This window comes from Cryobacterium sp. TMT1-3, from assembly GCF_004402315.1.
GTDB lineage: Bacteria > Actinomycetota > Actinomycetes > Actinomycetales > Microbacteriaceae > Cryobacterium > Cryobacterium luteum.
The window spans coordinates 41,969-60,555 of the sequence record NZ_SOFW01000014.1; the positions used below are offsets into that span (position 1 = coordinate 41,969).

Consider the following 18,587-nt stretch of genomic DNA (forward strand, 5'->3'; position numbering starts at 1 on the left):
CCCCACGATCGCAATGCCACGCCTGTGACGACGATCTACAGGAGCCTGAAACGATCCGGGGAGCATGCGTGAAGCGAGGTATCGGACGCATTAATTGCCGAACCGAGGACGGCGCCGAGCGGGCGACCTCCCCCACGAGTGCTGGCTGCCACCGCCAGTGGGCAGTTCCTCATGGCCCTTGACGCTCAGTGGCGGTATTGCCGGTTGAATCCATTATCACTGCTAGCAGTGCATCAATGGATGGGCCCGACCGCCGGTTCTTCAAAACGCGTTTGGACGGTCTCGAAAAGCACCTCACGACGATGTTTCGAGCCACGAACGAATGCCCTGACAGGAAGAAGGAGCATGATGTCCCAGACACGCACTGAAAGAAGCTTTACCCTGACCCGCATCCTGCGGGCACCGCGCAATATCGTTTTCAAGGCTTGGACTGAGCCGGAAAACCTCGCCTGGTTTTACAACCCCGCTATGCCCACTCCCACGGCGCCTATCCAGGTTGATCTCAGAGTTGGCGGCGTATGGCGTCAACAAATGGTGGTCGATGACGATCTTCAATACCCCACCGGCGGGGTATACCTCGAAGTCGTTCCAGACGAACGGTTGGTCTTTCGGTGGGGAGCGGCTGGAGGATGGCCAGAGCTCGTCGGAGACCGCGAGCTCGAAGCACCGATCATGACCGTCAACCTCCGCGACGTCGCAGAAGGCACACACCTCGAACTCACTGTCGCCTTTCCCGAGCAGCTGACGGATGAGGAGGTGCGCGACCTCATGGAAGGCGGTACCCGTGATGGATGGAGCGCCACAATTGACCGAGTTGCACATAGCACCGCCATCACCACCTGGCACATTCGCCAATCCAATCCGCACGTGTGATGAGCAGGGGACTGCTGAACATGGGTGACGCACAACTGCTCGCACAGTTAGCGAACGAGCGCCAGCATGTGCTGCGAGCGGTTGACGGGCTGGCGGAGGATGCGATGCATCGGGTGATAGTTCCGTCTGTTTGGACGATCACGCGGCTTCTCAACCACCTCGCCTACGACGACGAGAGGTTCTGGATCTCGGCCGTTCTAAGCGGTGACGTGAGAGCGATCGAAGCCCTTCACGACGGCTGGGCATCGGACCCGATGACGGGCGCGGAAGCAATCGAAACATACAAGCGCGAGCGCTCGGAGCGACAAGGTGCTCAGGAGAATCGATTTCGACGCCCTTCNTCGGAGCGACAAGGTGCTCAGGAGAATCGATTTCGACGCCCTTCCCCGGTGGAGGCCTCCAGCCGGCGTCTTCGAGGCACCACCGCTGCCTAACGGGCGCGAGGTCGTGTTTCGCGTCCTTGCTGAGACCTCAGTGCACGCAGGCCACCTTGACATCATGCGCGAGCTCATCGATGGTCATCAGAACCTTGTCGTTGGATAACTCCCAAAATGGGGTTCAAGTGACGTCAGCGGGCACCGGCCGGGCAGGACCCTGAATCTTTTTCTGCATAGGAGGCAAAGATTTTTCGCCGGAATGTCCTGCCCGTCGCCATCGAGCGGAGCTGGTTTCCGTGATGAGCCCGGCCGGCTCGAGTACGTTCAGGTGGCGTGAGATAAAAAGCACGCTGATCGTGTGCGGGGCGGCGAGTTCGGTAACTGTCGCCTCCCCTTTCTGTAGCTGCTCCATTAGTGCGCGGCGCGATGGATCAGCCAGCGCTAGAAATATCGTGCTCAAGCCATCCATTTGCGCTTCAATGTAATTACGTTTGAGCGCAATTACTAGCCCCGAGTTCCTCAGGAATCAGCGGCTCCCATGATCCGTACTGATCGAACAGTTGAAGATCTACGTCGAGGATGAAGCACGCAGTGGATGCGCTCTTGGCTGTGGTGTTGGCTCCCTCCGGGGCGTACGCTGCTATACGCACCTTGCCCGTAATACGGCTGCCCTCTTGAGAAACATCCCCGACGGCGACTCGTACGGAGGTGTCGGCCGACGACAAACGCGCCTTCTTGATCACGTCCACCACGGCGTCCGCATCGACCAATTCGTGACGCGGCTGGCTGCCGTCGCTGCTATGAAACAGAAGCCATCTGACGTCTTGGTTGAGGCTGCTGACGCTGACCTGAACCACCCAGGCAGCAGCCGCGTCTCGGGTCCACGAAGCCACCTCTGTTGGTGGTGACCACGCCGCGAGGGGGTGGGGGCAATCGACTGGTGTGGAGGTGACCTTGTGGCCCGTCCGCTCTATCGACGCGCACGCTGTGCCTACCACTATTTCCTCGGTACTGAATCCTCGTTCGGGATCAGAGCTGTAAGGTCCCGGTCCGGGGCCGGGTACATCCCTCCTCCAGAGAGCGATCCGGGCACGATCGACGGACGAGTCGATGACGCGATAAACCTCTCCTGAAGAGGTGAAGCGTGCACGCAAGTCGGCGCTCGGTTCGTTGAACTCGCGCAAATCAGCCATCGTCGAAACCTCGCTGAACCCAGCGATCTCCGGAATGGACTCGCTCAACTCGGCGCAAATCTCCGCCCGCCCATCACCTCCGCTGAACAGTGCTGCCAGGGTGATCCCGCCCAGCGCGACACAGAGCCACGTCATCGGGCCGGGCGGGCGGCGTCCCGGTGTCGTCGCGCCGGCATACGGCTCGCCGCGACTCAAAACGTAATCCAATAGACACCGAGCGAACCCACTGCGAAGCGGGCGACTCGAAGCAAGACGATGACCGCTATTGCGATGGTCAGCCAGAGCCACCATCGACGGCCGGTATTCGCGATGGCCAACGCGATAAGGATGGGGACGGAGAGATATATCACGGACACGACCAGTAGGGCAGCGGCGGACCCCAGGGAAGATACGTCCCTTACTGAGGCGATGCTGGCCACCTCAGGGAACAAGGAAATGGCTGTGGTGATGGTTCCAATAACTCCGACCGCCCAAGCGAGCACGAACTGGATAGTGCGTGCAGGTCGCGGTTTGTTGGCGATCATCCGAGTTCGGAGACGAGCAGTCGCGTGGTGTCGGCTATCACGTCATTGTTACCTTTTGCGTTGGGGTCGTTGGTCCGGGTAAGGATGCACAGAGCGATGGGGTCAGTGTCGTCTTGCCAGAGGATGCCAGCGTCGTTGACGATGCCATAACCTCCTGCACCGGTCTTATCCGCGAGTTCGTATGAGCCGGTCAGTCCCGCGCGTGCCCGGGTGCTCGAGGTGCTATTACGGAGCATCCAGTCGTGGAGCTTGCTTCGGGCAAGTTGTCCGGCTCCTCCGTCGACGAGGAGCGCACGCAGGACGGCCACCATGTCATCAGCCGTGGTTGTGTCTCGCGGATCGTCGGGAAGTCCCTCATTGAGTTCGGGTTCGATGCGATCCAACCGGGTGGCGGTGGCGCCGAAAGAACCAACGACTCGGGCGATGGTTTTTGGCCCGCCAATTTCTCGCAACAAGAGGTTCCCTGCGGTGTTGTCCGAGAAGCGAAGCGCTGCATCCGCCATCTCATCCGGGGTCATCGTCAAAGTCGTCAGCTTGGAGGCGACAGGTGAATTTACGACGATATCTGCTGCAGTGAATGGGATCGGGGTGTTCCAGTACTGCTCGTCATAGCCACGTTCACTCACTAGTGCGCCGACGGCAATGACTTTAAACAGCGAGCACATCGGAAACAAGTCTGTCGATCGATGCTGGACGCGTCGGTTCGTACCGAGATTGACCGCGGTCACGGCGATGGTCACACCAGACTGCATTTCGAGGTCTTCGATTCGTCGGTTGAAGGCATCGGTGGTGGCTCGAGGAACGGGTGCGGTCGAGCATCCGGCCAGCGCGAGCATCGCTGCCCCACCGACTAGGAGAGCGCGCCGCGTTGGGCCGGAAGGAAGAGTAGTTGCCATGGCGACACTCTTCGGGACAAACTGTAGTCAGTCCAATCATTATTAAGCGCTACTGATTCCGTTAGGGAATAGACAAGAATCCTCGTATGGACATCGTTGCTGGCTGCGAAGCGTTCGTGAGCGTAAGTCGAAGAGGAAGCTTCACCTACGGCGCCGCCGAGTGCGGTATCCCGCAGTCCGTAGCGAGCAAACGCATCGCGTCACTAGAGGACCATCTCGGTGGCCAGCTTCTTGATCGGACGACCCGGCGAGTCGAGCTGACCGAGCTCGGTCGGACTCTGCTTCCATCCGCATCGGCGATCGTGTCACTTGCGGAGGGGCTACGCGATCAGGCAAGACGACAACTACACCGGCCCGTCACCTTAATGATGCCGACGGCCCTCGCTGTGGCAGATCTGTCACAGATAGCAATAGCGGCCCGTAAACACGACTTCGCACTGCGAATCGAGACGGCAGAGCCTGCTGTGCGAGGCGAGATGGTCAGGGTCGGGCAAGCGGAGTACGCCGTGCAGCCCGTACCGGCGGCGGATGCGGTGTGGCAAGTAAATCTCGGTGTGGCATCCGCACAAACTACGGGAGATAGCCAGTTTCAACTCGAATCGATCCGAGTGCGACGAGGCGAGATGAAACGACCGACGCGCAAGCTGTGGATTCAAACCGAAGACAACGTCCCGCACATTCGCGATCGCATCACCTGGCTGGCGAACTCGATCTCGTTACAGCCCGGCCAGCTGAAAGTCGCCGACACATTGATTGAAGCAGTCACCGGCGTGGCAGGCAGCAAAGACCTGCTCCTGTGCTCGGAGCGAGAAGCAGACCACCTGCAACTTCACTGGCGGCACATTCGAGAGCTGCACCTCGTACGGGGCTACGCTCTCGCAAGCAGAACCGGCGAACGCGACGCCGAGCTGCTCGACGGAAGCGCTTCTCCCATCGCTTGCGCTCTTGGCGGTCGAATCATATGAAACACCTCCAGCAGATCCTCGCTGACGCAGAAAATCAACTTGCAGAAGCCGGACTACGAGGGGGCTTCCTCGTCCGCGACCTCGACACCGGCACCGAGATCGGGATAGAACCAGACACCATCTTCCCCATCGCATCACTGGTAAAAGTGCCTCTCGCTCTCACTGTTCTCGAGATGATCCGAACCGGCGATTTAGACCCGGCACGCACGATCGAACTTCTTCCCGAAAACCGAACACCCGGGCTGACCGGGCTCTGCACCTTCCAACACCCGACCAAGGTCGCAGTATTCGACCTCGTCTCCCTCGCGCTTTCCATCAGTGATGACACCGCCGCCGACGCACTATTCGACATTTGCACGCCGCGCATGGTCGATCACCTTATGCAGCAGCTGCACATACCCGGCCTCCGTATCCGCCACACCATCCGCACTCTCTACCAAACTCTCGCCGAGAGGCTCGCCCCACACGAGGCCCACCTCGCCCACACCCTAGCCATCCAGGCAGGCACACCGGGCGGAGGACACCTCATCCCGCAACTCGACATCACTCAAGCCAACGCCGGCTCGGCGCGAAGCTTCGTCAACCTCCTCGAGCAGATCTGGATCCACTCAGCCCCTAGCCCCGAAACGGCATTCACCACCCAACAAATGATGAGCACAAACCTGATGCGGCACCGCCTCACGCCTGACTTTGCAACCGGAACATCCCGCTGGGCATCGAAAACCGGCACCTTCCTCAACCTCCGACACGAGGTAGGAGTCGTCGAGCACAACGACGGCACCCGATTCGCCGTCGCCGCCCTCACCGAATCACGAGTCCCGACCGCCACACAACCAGCCGCCGAACAAACACTCGGACACATAGCCCGCACACTTCACGACACCATCAGATAACAGCAGGTGAATACACTCGAGACTGGGAAAGCGTCTTGCAAATCCAGGGTTTCGAAACGGACCTCCCGGGCGACGAGCCACTGCGGATGTTAGCGCTACACAGCAGGATCGGAAGGTGCTAGCAGCGCTCCGATCAGCAATCGTCCTATTGTGCGAAGGTCACGTGGATTGTGCCACTCTCGGCCACTTCCGTCGTCACCGTGTGGGTGAGGTCGAGGCGGGGCAGGCCGTCCCACAGTCGAGTGCCCCGGCCGAGGAGGATCGGGGCGACCATGAGATGCAAGTGATCGACGAGGCCGGCGCGCAGGAAGTCGCGCGCAGTGCGGACTCCACCGCCGACGCGCACGTCCAGGACGCCGGCAGCCTCGGTCGCCTCCGCGAGCACGTCCTCGATTGCTGCGTTGCGGAAGTGGAACGTCGTTCCGCCCTGCATCGGGATCGACGGACGCGGTGCGGTGCGGGTGAGGACGTAGACCGGGGTGCCGAACGGCGGCTCGCCACCCCACCAGCCCTTCCAATCCGGATCGTGCCAAAGAAGAACCCCCTACTCCCCAGTGAAACACTGGGATGTAGGGGGTTTTTCGTGGCGGTACCGGTGGGATTTGAACCCAAAGTCCCGCCCAGTCACAGCCTGTCTAGTCGCCAACATGCCCGTAGAATCCAGGGTTTTCAGTCACCGCGACGCCCTGTGGATCATGCCGAATCTATTCAAGTGTGGGCAAAATGTGGGCAAGCCCTGCACGGGCAGGTACGGCCTCTCTACTGGGCAATGACCAACGAGTCGATGACCATTTGCGCCACGCCGTTGCACTTATAACTGTAAAGTCTTAGAGTGGGCTATTCAGGGTTCCGCACGCGACAGTTGCGAGGAGAGCGTACACATGACCACCACCCTCCTATCCAATGGCACCGTTGTCATCGACGAGGAGTTGCGCAAGCAAGCGGCGGCTCTTGTCAGGGAAGCGCACAACAACGCCTTCACGGGCGTTATTGTGACCGTCGACGATGGGCGTGAGATTCGGCTGAGCCCCGACCTCAGGACATTCATCACCCGTGTGCTCGATCGAGCGGCCCACGGTGCGGTTTCCGTGATGACACTCCCCGATGAACTCACCACCACCACGGCCGCAGAGTTGCTCGGGGTGTCACGCCCGACGCTGATGAAGCTCGTAAAGTCCGACAGAATTCCTTCGAAGAAGGTCGGCTCCCACACACGACTTGTCACCGCTGACGTGCTCGCATTCCGCAATGCACGTGACGAGAAACGAGACACAGCGTTCGCCTCTCTCCGCAGCTTGGACGACGAAATCGACGACCTGGTCACTAACCATAAGTAGTGAGTGCAGCTCAACCGATACTCTGAGGCTCATGCTTCAAAGAGTCTTCGTCGACGCCAACGTCTTGCTGAGTCGAACGACGCGTGACTGGCTCTTCCTGCTGCGCAACGAGACGCAGCAGATGTTCCAGCTCCACTCAACGATTGACGTGGTCACCGAAACAGTTCGTGCTCGACGGCGCCTGCAGCCTGAACTCGACGGAAACATAACCCGTCGTCTGCACGATGACCTCATCGAAAACCTCGACGAGGTCGTCGCCGACTTTGACGGGTCCATCGAGTTCCACGGCTCGGACCCCCACGACCGGCACGTCCATGCCGCCGCAACTGCAGCGGCCTCCAATTTTTTGCTCACCAGCAACGGCAGCGACTTCGGCAATCCCGATCTTCTTCCCTATGAGATCTACACGCCCGACGAGTTCTTTCTCCTCGTCGACGACGGCGCGCAGGACTCCGTCCGCCGGGTCACCAAGGCACAGCTGAAGTAATGGAGCGCCAAACGTGCTCGCGGACACAGCGTCAAGCCTTTGCCCGCCGCGCTGACTGATGCCGGCTGTCCGCTCTTCGCTGACCGAGTCAATGGGCATGTGAGATTCCTGGCGGGACCACCGCCCCGCTGACCACCCGGCCATGCGGAGCATTGGCATCCAGACTCCTCCCGAATGCTTCATTCTCAGGCCAGTTCGGCGATGCGACGCTACTTGCTGCGGTTGAGCCGGTCACCTTCCGACGTCAGGTCAGCATCGGTGCGTATCGACAGCACCTCGAGGCCGGGCATCTGCACCAACTCCTGGATGAGCTTCGTGGTGCCCGCAACGAGTGTCGAGTCGAAGTCAATCTCTGTTGCAAGAACCCAGGAATGATCCTCGGGCCACACGATGCTCGGCGACTGCGCCCACATGGGCTGATCGACCCAGGGTGCACGTTCAGGCCATGCCCTATCCGCCAGGTCGTTCGCGCCGACCTCGAACAGAACGTAGTGTCGCCCAGTGTTTCCGTGCAGATCGAACCGTGACCCTGTCGCGACCTCTCGAGCAAGCAGCCCCGAACCTGGTTCCGGATCGCCGCCATCCTCACCCCCCGCATCAGCAATCCGTGCGGACTGGCCGTCACTCACCTCGAACGTGAGCCGGGCGACCCCTGCCGAACTTACGAGGCCTCCCCACCCCTCCCACACTGCGGCGATACCAGCATCCGGAGTCCCGGTGTGACGGGCAAGAACCGCGGATGCTGCCGCAAGCGAGGCGGCATCGATGCATCCCTCGCGCGGGGCCGCGTAGCGCCAGCCGTCTGGGGCGATCGCCATAGCGGCAGTACCGTCGTCGCGCGGTAGCAGTCGTGCGTACTGCGCTTCAGAGTGCATGGCTGTGCCGAAGGATGCCGCAGCGTTCGCCCAGGTTGTCACCTCGGTCTCGAGCGCCGCCCCGATATCAGCGACACCGTCGAAGTGCGTACTCTCATCGACGCCCCGCCACGTCTTCGTGTCACGCGGGCGGTCCCGCTCAACCGGATGAAAGACGCGCGCGTATGACTGGAAACCGCGAGGCACAACGGACAGAATGCTTCCGAATGGCTCAGCTTCCATCGCCCGAAGCCACTCACTCCGTCTGAGATCACGCACCCACTCGAATTGTCCCGGCATGCGCCCATCCTCCTCTACCCCGAGGACGATCGGCCACCTTCCAAGTTCTGCACTGAAATTCGCCTGTGCTCCATCGGCCCCACAGGTCTGCGAAAGCGATGATTGCCGCCCCACTAGGTGACTTAAATCAGGCAGCCCCAGGCGGTCCGGAGACTGGGGCATGACGCCTCATTCGCAAAAAAGATGAGTTCTCATTCGAGCGAGCTGCCCACGTTGATCGGAGTAACCGCACCGCGTGGATCCGGATGATTGCAGGCCATCAAATGGACGGCACCGCCCAGTCCGAAACGGACCCTCCCCCAACAAAAGACTGCCTGTAAATCACCATGATGTGGGCAAATTGTGGGCAAAGAGCACGCCGCAGCGTGCAAAATTCCTCTGATCAGGGATAAAAATGGCGGTACCGGTGGGATTTGAACCCACGGTGGAGTCTCCCCCACACGACTTTTCGAGAGTCGCACCTTCGGCCGCTCGGACACGGTACCGCCGTCGATCCTAGTAGAGACTGGGGTCCGACGCGAATCGGCGAACATGCAGCAGACACACGGATGCCGCGGAGTAGCCTCAGCGGGTGACCTCACCAACCCCACGCATCCGCTCGACCATCGCCACCGGAGCCGCCCTGATCGCGGCCGCCATCGCCCTGGGCACAACCTGGTGGCGGCGCGACTTGGAACAGCAGAAGGCTATTCTCAACGAGACCCTGCCGGTGCACTCGGCCTGGTGGCGCGCCCATGCCAAGCAACCGGGCGAGCTGCTCTACGTCGCGATCGGCGACAGCGCAGCGCAGGGCATCGGCGCTTCCACCCCGGACAAGAGCTACGTCGGCGTCCTTGCCGAACACGTGCGTCTGGCAACCGGGCAGACGGTACGCGTCGTGAACCTGAGCGTGTCGGGTGCAACCGTGGCTTTGGCCGTGCGCGATCAACTTCCTCGCTTCGCCAAGCTTGAGCCCGACCTCGTCACGGTCGCCATCGGCGCCAATGACATCGCCGAGTGGAACCCCATCACGTTCGAAGCGGGCATCCGCTCCGTGTTCGCTCGGGTGCCGCCGCACGCCCTTGTCGCCGACCTCCCCTGCTTTCACCTGCCGCACAACGAGGTCAAGGTGGCGGTGGCCAATGAGATCATTCGCCGCGTCGCTGCCGAGCACGACCTGACCGTGGTTCCGCTGCACGCGACGACCAAGCGGGCAGGATTTCGCAGCATCCTCACCCACGTGGCCAGGGATCTGTTCCACCCCAACGACCGCGGCTATCGGTCCTGGGCTGAAGCATTTCTGCCAGCGGTGAGCGCCGAGGTCGCACGCCGGTTCTCGGCGGTCAGCTAGACACCGACTAGAGTCGCCGCCGCCGTGCACGACTGCCTGTCGGTGGCCCCGGCTAGGCTCGAATCATGGCAAAATCCGTCTCCTCTTTCCGCTGCTCCGAGTGCGGCTGGACCACCCTCAAATGGGCTGGCCGCTGCGGCGAATGCCAGCAGTGGGGCACCGTCGTCGATGCCGGCCAGACCGCTGGCATTACCCGCAAGCTCAAAGCCATCACCCTCGTCGGTGACGGCATCGCGCGACCCATCACCCACGTTGAAACGGATGCCGCCACCCACTGGCCGACCGGCATCAACGAATTCGACCGGGTGCTCGGCGGCGGCATCGTGCCCGGCTCGGTCGTTTTGCTCAGCGGTGAGCCCGGCGTCGGCAAGTCCACACTTCTGCTCGAAGTGGCCTCCAAGGCGGCCGCGGCCAAGAGCCGCGTGCTCTACGTGAGTGCCGAAGAGTCGGTAAGCCAGGTGCGATTGCGCGCCGAACGCACCAACGCGCTCGAACCCGAGCTCTATATCGCCGCCGAGACCGATCTCGGGGTGATCCTGGGGCAGATCGACGCCGTCAAGCCCGATCTCATCATCATCGACTCGGTGCAGACCGTGTCGAGTGCACTCTCCGACGGCTCACCGGGCATGCCCAGCCAGGTACGGGAGGTGGCATCCACTCTCATTCGGGTGGCCAAAGACCGCAACCTGCCGGTGTTGCTCGTCGGTCACGTCACCAAAGACGGCTCGATAGCGGGGCCTCGGGTGCTCGAACACCTGGTCGACGTGGTCTGCCAGTTCGAGGGCGACCGTCAGACCTCGCTACGATTCATTCGGGCGCTCAAGAACCGGTTCGGGCCCACCGACGAGGTCGGCTGCTTCGAGATGACCGGTGATGGCATCGCCGAAGTGCCCGACCCGAGCGGGCTGTTCCTCAGCCGTGCCACCGAGCCGGTCGACGGCACGTGCGTCACGGTTGCTTTGGAGGGCCGCCGAGCGATGCCCGTCGAGGTTCAGGCGCTCGTCACCGATACCCAGGCCCCGAATCCGCGCCGCGTCACGAGCGGCGTCGACGCCGCCCGGGTGGCCATGCTGCTCGCGGTGCTGCAGGAGCGCGGAGGCATGAAACTCTCCACCAAAGATGTCTACGTGTCGACGGTCGGCGGTATCCGTCTCACCGAACCGGCGGCCGATCTGGCCATTGCGCTGGCCATCGCGTCCGCCTTCACCGGGCTCGCCGTAGCCCACAACGTTGTAGCGTTCGGCGAGATCAGCCTGGCCGGCGAGGTGCGAGGAGCGCTCATGTCGAAGCAACGCGTGAACGAAGCCGTGCGGCTGGGGTTCACCACCCAGATCGACGCCGCCTGCGGGTCCATCCACGCGGCAGTCGCACTGGCCCTCGGCACCAGCCGCTCTCCGCGCGACACCGAACTCGATCGGGCTTTCAAATAAGACACCGCCACTGAACTACGACAGCGCCACTGAGGGTCGGTCAGCCGCAACAGGTGCGACGCGCACGACAGAGTCGCGCGCTCACCATGCGGGATAGGCGCGGGCCGTTATTCAGCGTCGCCCTGGCCGAGTTCCGGGCTCAATGCCTTCAGCAGGTCGGCCGGAGCGGCTTGCATCACATTCGGTCCGGCGATGTCGAAAAAGACCATCTCCAGCGTCGAGGCGTGCACCGTGAGAAATTCCCGCAGCCACTGGCCGTCGCAGACCATGACCTGCGGGTTAATGTCGTCGGGCACCACACGCACATAGTTCTCCGCCGCAGAGAAGAGCAGCAGCATCCGCTTGTCGGAGCCTTCACGGCCGAACACGCGCACCTGCGCCGCCTCGCCGTTCACGACGAGCTGCGGCACGATCATGTAGTCGTTGCGCAGCGCATAGGCGACGGCGACCACGTCCTGCGCCGCCAGGGCGGAGGCCAGAGCCTCGGAACGGGTGTTGGCAGTCGTATCAGTCACCCCTACATTCAATCAGGCCATGCGGCTTGAGACCCAGCCGGCAGCGCATGCCACGAGCGAACGGATGCCGCGGCACGGCTCGCCCGGCGGGTGTGACCCGCCACCCCGGTGGCTGATTCAGGAGATTCGCCGCCTGGCGCAGCATCTGCCAGACTCGTCCGCCGGATCGACGCCGGCGGCGACCAGATTTCCTGAATCAGCCCCCGATCCGCGCGACAGCCAGGCCCCTAGTTCAGAATCATCAGGGCAGGGTCGGCCGCTTCGATGCCGTCCACCGTCACGTGAAGGTAATACGACGCTCCGCCGGCCGGAACCGCAGTGCGTGATTCGGCTTCACAGGTGTCAACGGCTGAGCGAGTGCGATCCCACGTGATCGGTGTCGCGAGCGGCATCACGACCCCGGGTTTGAGGGTCACCTGGGCGTCAATGGGGTTGGTCTGGCAGTCAGTCGAGGTCCAATAGACGTCCGACCCGCTCATCACGGTGAACACCTGCCGGGCGTTACCCGCGTTGATCACACAGTCGGTCGTTCCGATGTTGGTCAGGCTCAGCGACAGCTGCGGCAGCGCGTCGGCCGCGTAACTCGTGGCGTCGGTGATGGCCGCAACCTGCACCGCGGACGGATCGCAGGCGGCACCGTCGACGGCGGTGGCCGTCTCGGGAATCGTGGTGGCGGCATCCGTCGGTGCGGCGGACTCGGCGGAGTCGGCGGCCGGAGTCTTCGGGGCGTTTGCGTCGCCCTTACTGGCTCCCGGTTGCACGATGATGAGAAAGAGGATGACGAGCACGGCAAGCAGGCCGAGCCCCACTACGAAACGCCGGCGCCGGTACACCTTGCTGGACTGGCGGCCGACCGGTTGCTTGATCGTCGACATGCCCCAAGGTTATTGAAGTTCGGTGCCCGAAGCCGGTAATGGTGTGCGTGTCGGCAGCAATTGCTGTCGAAAATGGCGGGGGCCCGCCCGCGGCCGGGAAGCTGCGAGCGGGCCGGTGAGCTGAACTGCAGCCTAGCCGCGCCCTGGCTTCGGCGCCTTCTTGGCCTTGTCGACCTTGACGTCCGTCCAGCCGATCACATCACCGTCGACGTTCTGCACGGACACGCTGTACTTGCCGTGTGTGAGATTGTCCGGGAGCGTGACCGTCACGGTGCCCTCGGCGCTCACGAGCAACCAGCCGCCGAGGTTGGCAGCCTTCTTCTTGGAGTAAGCCCACACCGACACGTACTCCCCGGCGCGCTTTACCCCGACCTCGACCACCGCGGCGTCACCGGCCCGATATGAGTTTTCGTCCGTGTCGATCGCATTACGAAGCTTCTGGGTGAGCTCTTTCGAAGGGGCTGCCGTGGGCGCATTGCCCGGCTCGGCGCTCACGGCTACCGTGACGGCGACGCGCACGACCGTGCCCGATTCAACCGCGGTCATCTCGAGAATGCTGTTCTCCGCCGCGTCGGCTGGCACCGTCACGGTGACGGCAGCCGTACCCGTCGAATCAACGGATGCCGTCCCCACGTCGGTCCCCGACCAGCGGAGCGCGAGTTGCGTGTTTTTTGGCGCGCCGAGTGAGGTGAGGTTGAGGCTGCCGACCGTGAGGGTGACGGTGTCACCCGGATCGACTGCGGCTGTAGGAGCCCCGGTGATCGAGGCCTGGTTGGCTGCGAACGACGGCGTCAGCGGGCTGTTCGCCTCGATGTAGGAGATCCAGGCGTCGCGGTCGACGAGACCGGAGTCGCGGGTGTCCGTTCCATTCTTGAACTCACGAAAGTTGTCACCTCCGGTGAGCAGAAAGTTGAACGAACCGATGCGGTAGGCCTGGGCCGGGTCGATCGGGGCGCCGTCGATCCAGATGCCGGTCACGCGGTCCCCCGCAGCACGACTCGCATCGAACGTGTAATTCACGTTGTCGCTGAGGCCGAGCTGCAGGAACGGACGGCTCGGAATGGTGCCGTCGGCGTTGGTCTGCCACTGCTGTTCGAGCACCGTCTTGAACTGCGCGCCGGTCAGGCTCGTCGTCCACAGGTTGTTCAGGAACGGGAGCACCGCGTTCGCTTCGGCGTAGGTCACGACGCCGTCGGGAGCGTGCGACAGGTCGGCGCGCATCCCTCCCGGGTTGACGATGCCGATCTCGGCACCGCCGATGGTGGGGTCGGCCAGGGAGGCGCGCAGGGAGTTCGCGACGAGGGCGCCCATGGTCGAGGGAGCCATGCGATCTTCAGCGCACGGGGCGACTCCGCCGAGGCAGGCCCGGGTGATGTCAGCGATGACCGACCCCACCGGCACGTTGCCCTGGATCGCGGCCTCGGCCAGCGCAGCGTTGGTGATGGCCTGAACCTCGGCGACTCGCGGGTAGGCGGCCACAAGGTCGGCATCGGCTGCGGTGGAGCGGGCCACGTTGCGGTTGGTCACCGTGGTGGTGTCACCGGAGGCCACGTCGTAGCTCAGCACGACCTGGCCGACGTTCTCCCCGTAGTTGCCGGTCTGCAGCACGGGTCGGGTCACACCGTCGGCCGCGCCGGGAACCTGTGCATTCCATGCGTACTGCTTGTGCGTGTGCCCGGTGAAGATAGCGTCGACTGCGGCCGCGGTGTCATTCACGATGTTCGCGAAAGCTCCGCCGGCAGCAAGTTCCTGCTCGAGGGTTGCTCCATCGGGGATTCCCGCGCCGGCACCCTCGTGGTATTCGGCGATGAGCACATCCGCTTCGCCGTTGGTCGGGTCACCGTCGCTGAGCTGGGCGGCCACGCGGTTGACGGCCGCGACCGGGTCGCCGAAGCTCAGGGTCGCGATTCCGTTGGGCGAGACGAGCGCGGGGGTCTCTTCGGTGACCGCGCCGATCACCCCCACGGTGATTCCCGCCACGTCGAGCAGGGCGTATTCCTGCATCGCCGGGGTCTCGGTGCCGGCCTGATAGACATTCGCTCCCAGGTAGTCAAAATCGGCCGCGTCGGCCACCCGGCTCTCGAGGTCGCTGAAGCCCTGGTCGAATTCATGGTTGCCCACACCCGATGCTGCCAGGTCGAGGGCGTTGAGCACCTCAATGGTGGGTTGGTCATTCTGCGACGCTGAAGCGAACAATGAGGCGCCGATATTGTCGCCGTCCGAGAGGAACAGCGAATTCGCGTCACCGTACTCGGCTCGAAGTTGCTCAACGGTGGCGGCGAACTTGACGGTGTTCGCGTCGATGCGCCCGTGGAAATCGTTGATGTTGAGCAGGTTGAGTTCGATCGCGGTCGGCGCCGCGAGGTTCAGACCCAGCACGACCGGGTCGTGGTCAGAGGAACGGTAGGCGTCGGCGACGTAGAAGTCGGTCACATTGTTGTTGTACCGGCTGTACTCGAGGGCCACCGATTCCACCGAGTTGATGTTCCACACGTCGACGGCGTTCACCGTGGCATCCGCTTCGGGCGAAGCGAAGACGTGGTCGAGAGAGCCGACCGTGCCGCCGAAAGCGTAGGTGTACTCGCCACTCTTGCTGCCCTGGTTGATGTAGCCGGCCTCGAGCAACACCTGGATCGGATCCTCGAGGTCGTAAGCGTTGAAATCACCGGTGAGAAAGACCCGGTCGATTCCGGAGTCGGCCTTGACCTGATCGGCGAAGGCCACGAGAGCTGTGGCCTGCTCGACGCGGGTGGGGTTGGAGGCGCCCTGTCCGTCTCCCTGGTCGGCGTCGTCCCCGGTGCCGGAGCCTTTGGACTTAAAGTGGTTCACGATGACCAGAAAGCTGCTGGCGTCGTCGCCGACGAGTTGGAACGCCTGCGCGAGCGGCTCGCGCGCGCGACCGTTGAACGCGACTGATTCGGTGAGAATCACCGATTCGCCCACTGTTTCCACGGCGGTCGGCTTGTAGATGAACGCGGTGCGAATGACATCTTCACTGGCCGGAAGCGCCGCTGGAGAGGCCACGAAGGCCCACACGTCACTGCCCGCCGCTGCGTTGAGCGCGGCAGTCAGGTTGGCGAGGGCGTCATCGCGGTCTTTGCCGAATGCGGCGGAATTTTCAATCTCTTCGAGCGACACGACGTCGGCATCGAGGGCGTTGATCGCCGAGACGATCTTGGCCTGCTGGCGTTCGAAACTGAGCTGGGTGGCGGCGCCGCGGGCGTCGCATCCGCTGCTCACCGTGGTCGGTACCCCGGCGCGGTCAGAGTAATAGCGGCAGCCATCAAGCGAGTCACCGGTGGTGGAGAAGTAGTTCAGAACGTTGAAACTTGCCAAACGGATGTTTCCACCCACGTTCTCCGGTGCGCTCGTGCGGGTGTCGGCGAACGTCGCCGGCTGCACCGTCGCTGCGTTGCTCGCGACCAGTGCCGTGGTCGGCTGGAACTTCCAGGCGTCGTTGCGAAAGTCGAAGACGACAGGTGACGAGAACGACACCGCGGCACCGATCCGCACCGGTGCGGTAGTCGACAGGTACGGTACCGGGCTGCCCTGGTTGGCGGCGGCGAGGTAGTTGGTCGTGGCCCCGTCATCGAGGGTGACCGCGCGGCCGGCGTTGTCGGCGAGAGCAGTCTGGTATTCGGCGGAGCCGGGCAGGGCGGTGACGCTCGGGTTCACCAACGGCGTCGTTCCGGCGGCAAGGCCGATCTCGGCGTACTGGTTGGTCGTGTAATTGTTGGTGACGGTGAAGTCGCCCTGCGGAGCCAGCAGCATACCCTCGAGGGTTTCGCGCTGGTCTCTGCTGGTCGGCAGCGCCACCGCGACCGGAGTCGGGGCGACCACGTCGGCGGCGGAGAGCTGAGTGACGTCGGCGGCGGTTCCGAAGGCGACCTCGGTCATGCCGAAGAATTCCACGACGGTGCCGACGACCTGCACGTGGTCACCGATCTGCACGTCGGCGGTCGCCGTGCTCGAGTAGGCGAAGACACCGTGGGAGGCGGTGTGGCTGGCGAAGTCCAGATCGCCGCCGGTTGCGGCGGTCTGCAGGTAGAACCCCTCGAAACCGCCGGTCGGGTAGGCGGCCGTGACGATACCGGAGGTCTTGACGACGGTTCCGGCGAGGGGGCTGATGTCGCTCGTGCCCTGGATCGCGTTGATCGCGGTCAGGTCATCGGGCACCGGGGTCGGGTCGGGGTCGGGCTCAGGTTCAATCGGGGCGCCGGTATCCCCTGCTGTGTTCGTGGGCGTCGGGGCGGCGGTGCTGAAGTCGGCCGCGTTCACATCGGTGTCGAGCGAGCCGGTGCGATTGATCGAGCTGGTGACGGATGCCGGGGCGGCGGCTGTTCCCTCAAAGGTGTTCGAACTCCCGTAGCCGATGAGGTCGAGAATCTCGGCTCGCCCGGTAAGCGAGCCGGTGGCGGGAGCGGTGAGCGCCGTGGACTGGTTGGCGAAGAAGATCGTTCCGGAACCGGCGGCGAAGGAGGTGCCGAACGAGGCATCCGGTGTCGGCAGCGCAGCGCCGTTTGCCGCATTCGAACTGCCCTGCACGAGGTAGTACCCGCCAGGAGCGATCGTGCCGGTCAGGGCGACGACCCCGGTCGGGTTGGCGGTGCCCCCCGAGGAGCGGTACTGAATGGAGGTGCCGTCGAGCGTCACCTCAGCGTCGGTCGGGTTGTGGAGCTCGACGAACTTGTTCAGGTAGGTCGCGCCGGAGCTTCCACCATGGAGGTAGGCCTCGTTGATGACGACTCCGGTGCCGGCGATGTTGGCGCTGGCCGGTACGGCAATCAGCGGAGCGGCCGCAAGGCTCACCCCGAGAAGTGTGGCGAAAACAAGCTGGGAGCGGCGGCGAACAGCGGATGACATGGATCTCCTCATTCATAGAACGATGCGTGTCTCATTACCCCGGGGAGTCGTGCTGTCGAAAATTCCCCCGGCCCACCTGTGGCAGGTGCAATAGTTCGCAGCTTAGCGACGGCCCATGTCCGGGGGGTAAACTCCGTCTATTTTGCTCATATGAGCACGCCTCGAAGCAGTGATTCGGCCGATCCGCTCCAAATCGGTCAGCTCAGGCGCTTCACCATGCGGGTGTTGCCGAGTGTGTTCGGCTTGACGCGGGCCAGGTCGAGGAATTCGGCGACACCCTCATCGGGTGACCGCACGAGCTCCGCGTAGATGGCCGGATCGACGGTTTCGGTCCCCATATCACTGAACCCGTTCCGCGTGAAGAACCCCACCTCGAAGGTGAGGCAGAACAGTCGACTGAGGCCGAGGTCGCGGGCATCCGCTTCGAGGCGTTGCATCATGGTGTAGCCGACGCCGCGGCCGAGCCACTCGGCGTCGACGGCGAGAGTGCGAACCTCGCCGAGGTCTTCCCACATGACGTGCAGGGCGCCGCAGCCGATCAGCGTGCCGGATGCGTCAACGGCCACCCGAAATTCCTGCACCGCCTCGTAGAACACCACGCGGTCTTTGCCGAGCAGAATGCGCTGCTGCACGAGCGGCTCGACGAGCGCTTGAATGCCGGGCACGTCGCTCGTGCGCGCGCGGCGCACCGAATATTCCAGTTCGGGTTGTTCCGGTGCGGTCTGCTGCAGTTCAGTCACGCCAATCGGCCCCTTTCGCGCATAATTCAGGATCAAACCACCAGTCTAGGGATCGGTCCGCGTGATTCCGCAGCCGCAGACCCCCGCCCGCCCCGTTCCTCCTGAATTCGCCCCACATTTTCGACCCAGCCAGAG

General features: G+C 63.2%; 18 protein-coding genes and 1 tRNA gene. 9 read left to right on the forward strand and 10 right to left on the reverse strand.

Annotation, left to right across the window (positions count from 1 at the left end):
• Positions 1–345: 345 nt before the first annotated feature.
• From E3O25_RS04770 to E3O25_RS17670, 3 genes are all read left to right on the forward strand, one after another.
• Complete coding sequence (locus E3O25_RS04770; RefSeq protein ID WP_206750206.1) at positions 346–873, forward strand: SRPBCC domain-containing protein; 528 nt, start codon at positions 346–348, stop codon at positions 871–873.
• 20 nt (positions 874–893) lie between these two features.
• On the forward strand, positions 894–1,307 hold the full coding sequence (locus tag E3O25_RS17175) for a DUF664 domain-containing protein (protein ID WP_255576094.1): 414 nt from the start codon (positions 894–896) through the stop codon (positions 1,305–1,307).
• Complete coding sequence (locus E3O25_RS17670) at positions 1,228–1,416, forward strand: DUF664 domain-containing protein (RefSeq protein WP_241983922.1); 189 nt, start codon at positions 1,228–1,230, stop codon at positions 1,414–1,416. Before E3O25_RS17175 ends, E3O25_RS17670 begins: the two co-directional genes overlap by 80 nt.
• Positions 1,417–1,431: 15 nt before the next feature.
• On the opposite strand, the gene E3O25_RS17870 is transcribed toward E3O25_RS17670, so the two are convergent.
• From E3O25_RS17870 to bla, 3 genes are all read right to left on the reverse strand, one after another.
• On the reverse strand, positions 1,432–1,719 hold the full coding sequence (locus E3O25_RS17870) for a metalloregulator ArsR/SmtB family transcription factor (protein ID WP_092107003.1): 288 nt from the start codon (positions 1,717–1,719) through the stop codon (positions 1,432–1,434).
• Between the two features lie 16 nt (positions 1,720–1,735).
• On the reverse strand, positions 1,736–2,638 hold the full coding sequence (locus E3O25_RS04790; RefSeq protein ID WP_134360589.1) for a hypothetical protein: 903 nt from the start codon (positions 2,636–2,638) through the stop codon (positions 1,736–1,738).
• Positions 2,639–2,963: 325 nt separating this feature from the next.
• Positions 2,964–3,863 carry a class A beta-lactamase gene (gene bla / locus E3O25_RS04795; RefSeq protein WP_092106997.1) on the reverse strand — a complete coding sequence of 300 codons (900 nt, stop codon included), beginning with the start codon at positions 3,861–3,863 and terminating at the stop codon, positions 2,964–2,966.
• An 86-nt stretch (positions 3,864–3,949) separates the two neighbouring features.
• Between bla and E3O25_RS04800 the strand changes: the two genes are divergently transcribed.
• On the forward strand, positions 3,950–4,828 hold the full coding sequence (locus tag E3O25_RS04800) for a LysR family transcriptional regulator (RefSeq protein ID WP_092106994.1): 879 nt from the start codon (positions 3,950–3,952) through the stop codon (positions 4,826–4,828).
• Positions 4,801–5,721 carry a serine hydrolase gene (locus tag E3O25_RS04805; protein ID WP_241988495.1) on the forward strand — a complete coding sequence of 307 codons (921 nt, stop codon included), beginning with the start codon at positions 4,801–4,803 and terminating at the stop codon, positions 5,719–5,721. The genes E3O25_RS04800 and E3O25_RS04805 overlap by 28 nt, the downstream gene beginning before the upstream one ends.
• A 145-nt stretch (positions 5,722–5,866) precedes the next feature.
• Here the strand turns inward: E3O25_RS04805 and E3O25_RS04810 are convergent, their stop codons facing one another.
• Positions 5,867–6,154, reverse strand: coding sequence for a dihydrofolate reductase family protein (locus tag E3O25_RS04810; RefSeq protein ID WP_241988496.1), 288 nt, complete (start codon positions 6,152–6,154; stop codon positions 5,867–5,869).
• Between the two features lie 448 nt (positions 6,155–6,602).
• On the opposite strand from E3O25_RS04810, the gene E3O25_RS04815 reads away from it, so the two are divergent.
• Both E3O25_RS04815 and E3O25_RS04820 read left to right on the forward strand, forming a co-directional pair.
• Positions 6,603–7,058 carry a helix-turn-helix domain-containing protein gene (locus E3O25_RS04815; RefSeq protein ID WP_092106990.1) on the forward strand — a complete coding sequence of 152 codons (456 nt, stop codon included), beginning with the start codon at positions 6,603–6,605 and terminating at the stop codon, positions 7,056–7,058.
• Between the two features lie 31 nt (positions 7,059–7,089).
• Entirely contained in the window at positions 7,090–7,545 is a 456-nt protein-coding gene (locus tag E3O25_RS04820; protein ID WP_166805971.1) for a PIN domain-containing protein, read from the forward strand.
• A gap of 209 nt (positions 7,546–7,754) precedes the next feature.
• Here E3O25_RS04820 and E3O25_RS04825 read toward each other — a convergent pair whose 3' ends face one another.
• Both E3O25_RS04825 and E3O25_RS04830 read right to left on the reverse strand, forming a co-directional pair.
• Positions 7,755–8,699 (reverse strand): hypothetical protein, encoded by a 945-nt coding sequence (locus E3O25_RS04825; protein WP_092106986.1) that lies wholly within the window; start codon positions 8,697–8,699, stop codon positions 7,755–7,757.
• Positions 8,700–9,094: 395 nt separating this feature from the next.
• Positions 9,095–9,184 (reverse strand) — tRNA-Ser (locus E3O25_RS04830).
• An 86-nt stretch (positions 9,185–9,270) separates the two neighbouring features.
• Here E3O25_RS04830 and E3O25_RS04835 point away from each other — a divergent pair.
• Both E3O25_RS04835 and radA read left to right on the forward strand, forming a co-directional pair.
• A complete protein-coding gene (locus tag E3O25_RS04835; protein WP_241988497.1) occupies positions 9,271–10,029 on the forward strand; it encodes an SGNH/GDSL hydrolase family protein in 759 nt (252 codons plus the stop codon).
• A 65-nt stretch (positions 10,030–10,094) separates the two neighbouring features.
• Positions 10,095–11,459, forward strand: a complete 1,365-nt coding sequence (radA, locus tag E3O25_RS04840; RefSeq protein WP_134360591.1) for a DNA repair protein RadA — start codon at positions 10,095–10,097, stop codon at positions 11,457–11,459.
• Positions 11,460–11,566: 107 nt separating this feature from the next.
• Here the strand turns inward: radA and E3O25_RS04845 are convergent, their stop codons facing one another.
• The 4 genes from E3O25_RS04845 to E3O25_RS04860 all read right to left on the reverse strand — a co-directional run bounded on the left by E3O25_RS04845 (position 11,567) and on the right by E3O25_RS04860 (position 18,452).
• Positions 11,567–11,974: a dehydrogenase gene (locus E3O25_RS04845; protein ID WP_241988498.1), complete on the reverse strand. Its 408-nt coding sequence runs from the start codon at positions 11,972–11,974 to the stop codon at positions 11,567–11,569.
• A gap of 227 nt (positions 11,975–12,201) precedes the next feature.
• Positions 12,202–12,849 carry a hypothetical protein gene (locus E3O25_RS04850; RefSeq protein ID WP_092106980.1) on the reverse strand — a complete coding sequence of 216 codons (648 nt, stop codon included), beginning with the start codon at positions 12,847–12,849 and terminating at the stop codon, positions 12,202–12,204.
• Positions 12,850–12,981: 132 nt separating this feature from the next.
• Entirely contained in the window at positions 12,982–17,712 is a 4,731-nt protein-coding gene (locus E3O25_RS04855) for an ExeM/NucH family extracellular endonuclease (protein ID WP_134360593.1), read from the reverse strand.
• A 197-nt stretch (positions 17,713–17,909) separates the two neighbouring features.
• Complete coding sequence (locus E3O25_RS04860) at positions 17,910–18,452, reverse strand: amino-acid N-acetyltransferase (protein ID WP_241983919.1); 543 nt, start codon at positions 18,450–18,452, stop codon at positions 17,910–17,912.
• Between the last annotated feature and the right edge of the window lie 135 nt (positions 18,453–18,587).